General features: G+C 28.4%; 2 protein-coding genes and 12 tRNA genes. 1 reads left to right on the forward strand and 13 read right to left on the reverse strand.

Annotated features, from left to right (window positions below):
• Nucleotides 1-5: 5 nt before the first annotated feature.
• Nucleotides 6-81: transfer RNA gene (locus EV215_RS10365), tRNA-Asn, on the forward strand.
• A gap of 208 nt (nt 82-289) precedes the next feature.
• Here EV215_RS10365 and EV215_RS10370 read toward each other — a convergent pair.
• From EV215_RS10370 to EV215_RS10430, 13 genes are all read right to left on the reverse strand, one after another.
• The gene (locus tag EV215_RS10370; protein ID WP_134113940.1) at nt 290-685 is read right to left on the reverse strand and encodes a hypothetical protein; all 396 of its coding nucleotides are present in this window, start codon (nt 683-685) and stop codon (nt 290-292) included.
• A gap of 99 nt (nt 686-784) precedes the next feature.
• Nucleotides 785-862: transfer RNA gene (locus tag EV215_RS10375), tRNA-Asp, on the reverse strand.
• A 6-nt stretch (nt 863-868) separates the two neighbouring features.
• Nucleotides 869-944 (reverse strand) — tRNA-Val (locus tag EV215_RS10380).
• 5 nt (nt 945-949) lie between these two features.
• Nucleotides 950-1,025: transfer RNA gene (locus tag EV215_RS10385), tRNA-Phe, on the reverse strand.
• A 2-nt stretch (nt 1,026-1,027) separates the two neighbouring features.
• A tRNA-Ser gene (locus EV215_RS10390) sits at nt 1,028-1,115 on the reverse strand.
• A gap of 12 nt (nt 1,116-1,127) precedes the next feature.
• Nucleotides 1,128-1,202: transfer RNA gene (locus tag EV215_RS10395), tRNA-Glu, on the reverse strand.
• 3 nt (nt 1,203-1,205) lie between these two features.
• Nucleotides 1,206-1,282, reverse strand: a tRNA-Ile gene (locus tag EV215_RS10400).
• A gap of 15 nt (nt 1,283-1,297) precedes the next feature.
• Nucleotides 1,298-1,374: transfer RNA gene (locus EV215_RS10405), tRNA-Arg, on the reverse strand.
• A 3-nt stretch (nt 1,375-1,377) separates the two neighbouring features.
• Nucleotides 1,378-1,453, reverse strand: a tRNA-Lys gene (locus EV215_RS10410).
• Nucleotides 1,454-1,456: 3 nt separating this feature from the next.
• A tRNA-Gly gene (locus EV215_RS10415) sits at nt 1,457-1,532 on the reverse strand.
• 4 nt (nt 1,533-1,536) lie between these two features.
• Nucleotides 1,537-1,613 (reverse strand) — tRNA-Met (locus EV215_RS10420).
• A 6-nt stretch (nt 1,614-1,619) separates the two neighbouring features.
• A tRNA-Leu gene (locus tag EV215_RS10425) sits at nt 1,620-1,707 on the reverse strand.
• A gap of 65 nt (nt 1,708-1,772) precedes the next feature.
• Complete coding sequence (locus EV215_RS10430; protein ID WP_134113941.1) at nt 1,773-3,032, reverse strand: hypothetical protein; 1,260 nt, start codon at nt 3,030-3,032, stop codon at nt 1,773-1,775.
• Nucleotides 3,033-3,180 lie beyond the last annotated feature (148 nt).

Below are 3,180 nucleotides of genomic sequence, written 5' to 3' on the forward strand. Positions count from 1 at the left end.
TGTGTTCCCTGATAGCTCAGTTGGTAGAGCGCACGGCTGTTAACCGTGTTGTCGCTGGTTCGAGCCCGGCTCGGGGAGCCATTTTTTTATTTTTTAAAATTATTTCAATTAATTTTTATTTTTTAATTCCATAATTTAACTAAAATAAAAATTAAATTTTATCTTGATTAATTAATCAAAAAATTTTTTTAAAGAGAAATAAAAGAGAATAAAAAAGAATAAAGAGATATTTTAAATAGGAGTATAAGAATTAAAATATAATTTAAACCTTTGAAAATAAGTCCTATAATTAAAAAAAGGAAAAATTAACTTTAAAAAATATTATAACTTCTTCTTTTTCTTGGTCAACGTATAAATCTATAATATTACTATATTTTTTAATAAACATATATCTTATTTTTACATTTTTAAAATTATCGGAATTTAATATTTTAGCCTCTAAATTTCCTTCAAACAATAAGTCAAAAAAATTTTTTTTTATTAATGTATTTAATCTAATTTGAATATTATCTATTTTATTAAAAATATTTTCAAAATATATATTTTCTTTTTTATAAAAATTAATTTCTTTTCTTTTAATCAAAATTTTTTTGAGTTCCAAATTATATTCTTCAAATTCAATTGACAAAATATTTATATAAAAAACAAAAAAACATAATATTAATAAAAAAAAATTTTTTTTCATTATGTTTGTATCTCCTTTTTTTATTAATCTTAATATTTATTATATTCAAAAAATAAAAAAAACACCTCTTAAAATAAAAGATGCCTTAAACAACTTAAATGGCGGGAGTGACGGGGATCGAACCCGCGACCTCATGCGTGACAGGCATGCGCTCTAACCAAACTGAGCTACACCCCCTAGTTATGGTGGTCACAACTGGACTTGAACCAGTGACCCCCTGCTTGTAAGGCAGGTGCTCTCCCAACTGAGCTATGCGACCTTTAATGGTGCCCAGAGGCGGAATCGAACCACCGACACGGGGATTTTCAGTCCCCTGCTCTACCGACTGAGCTATCTAGGCTTTGGCGGAGAAACTGGGACTCGAACCCAGACACCTTTCGGTTTCACCGGTTTTCAAGACCGGCCCCTTAGCCAATTCGGACATTTCTCCTAAATAAAAAAATGGTACTCCGTAGGGGAATCGAACCCCTGCCGCCAGGATGAAAACCTGGAATCCTGACCTCTAGACGAACGGAGCAGATGGTGGATCTAGTTGGATTCGAACCAACGACCACTCGGTTATGAGCCGAGTGCTCTAACCAACTGAGCTATAGATCCTTATATTTTAAATTATGGCGTGCCCGAAGAGATTCGAACTCCTGACCCACGGCTTAGAAGGCCGTTGCTCTATCCAACTGAGCTACGGGCACAAATGGTGCGTCATACAGGAATCGAACCTGTGACAACACGATTAAAAGTCGTGTGCTCTACCAACTGAGCTAATGACGCATTTGGAGCGGGAAACGAGGGTCGAACTCGCGACATTCAGCTTGGAAGGCTGACGCTCTACCAACTGAGCTATTCCCGCAATTTGGTAGCGGGGATAGGATTTGAACCTATGACCTTCGGGTTATGAGCCCGACGAGCTACCAGACTGCTCTACCCCGCGTTAAATTGGTGCCTGGGGCGGGAATCGAACCCGCACGGACAAAATGTCCACAGGATTTTAAGTCCTGTGCGTCTACCTATTCCGCCACCCAGGCATTTTTCTTAAAGTGACCGAATAAAATATTATCATATTTTGTTTTTTATGTCAATATTTAAATTATTATTTTAAATAATCAACTAAAGTTTTTTCTATAAATTCCATTTCTTCATTCATGTTTAAAAAATAATTACGTTTTTTTATTTTTTCTAATTTTTTTAATGCATTTAATTTAATTTCGTTTTGTTTTTTTTCATTTAAATTTATATAAATTTCTAAATATTTATTTTTTTCTATCTCTTCATCATTTACTTTTTTATCAATATCTTCTATTTGTTTTCTAGTTAAATAACTGGATTTATGAATACTATTGTCTTTTTTTATATTAAAAACATATTTTATTTTATACGAATTTTCAAATTGAACAACTTCATATTTTTCCAAATATCCTAATTCAACTAAATCTTTAAATGCAATCTCTAATTTTTCTAAAACTTTTTTCTTTTTACTGACTTTATATTCTTTAATATTTCCATGCTTATCAGTTTTTCTTATTATCGAATATAAACTTAAAGGAATTATTGAAGCTAATGTTTCTATCTTAAATTCACCATTATTTTTAGTAAATCTTTTCATGCTAATAAATTGAAATATTCTTTCAGACATTTTATTTTTATTTCTCAATTCTTTTAATAATTCTTTATCAAATATAGAATAATGTTTTATTTCTAATTCTTGAATTAATCTATCGTCAAGTTCTACTTCATAAAAAATTTTTTTTGATTTCTTTAAAACATTATTTTCCTTAACTTTTTTATATCTTATTAAATTTAAAGGTTTTTCATAAACTTCTCTAATTATATTTCCTGCTTTTTTTTGATTTTTTATTTTTATTTTATATGTCGTTTCTTGTAAATTAAATAAAGCTTCTTCTACTTTTTTATAATAAGATGAATGAAATTTTAATCCTAAATACTCAATTAATTCTGTTATTTTAAAATTTATAATTCTGGTTTTCTCTTTTTTATTTAGTATTTTTCTTTGAACTTTCCACATTATAAAATCTAATACATTTTTTTCAAATTCCCCTGGCTGTTTGTTAGAAAATTTTTCTAAAGTATCATTAGATAAATATGATGCAAACTTTATTCCAGCATTTTCTATTTCATAAATTAAATTTAATCCTCTTTGTTTAGGCGGAGAAAAAAATGGCAATAATATAAATATAAATGGTCTATTTATTATATCATTATATACATTAGAATCTAAAAATATTGATACTGTCTTAGTTTCTAATCTTCTTTTATGAAAACTTTTCATCATTATTGAAAAGTCTTCTAATTCTCCAACTTCTAATACTTCAAAATTTTCATCTTTTTTCATCTTTTTCCCTTTTCTTTTAAACTTTCATTACTTTTTTTATAGTACATTGGTAAATTATAAAATTTTTTTATCTTTTTTTATTATAACCTTTTTCTCCCTTATTTTCATTACTTTTTTTATGGTACATGGGTAAATTATAAAATTTTTT

Source organism: Hypnocyclicus thermotrophus, assembly GCF_004365575.1.
GTDB lineage: Bacteria > Fusobacteriota > Fusobacteriia > Fusobacteriales > Fusobacteriaceae > Hypnocyclicus > Hypnocyclicus thermotrophus.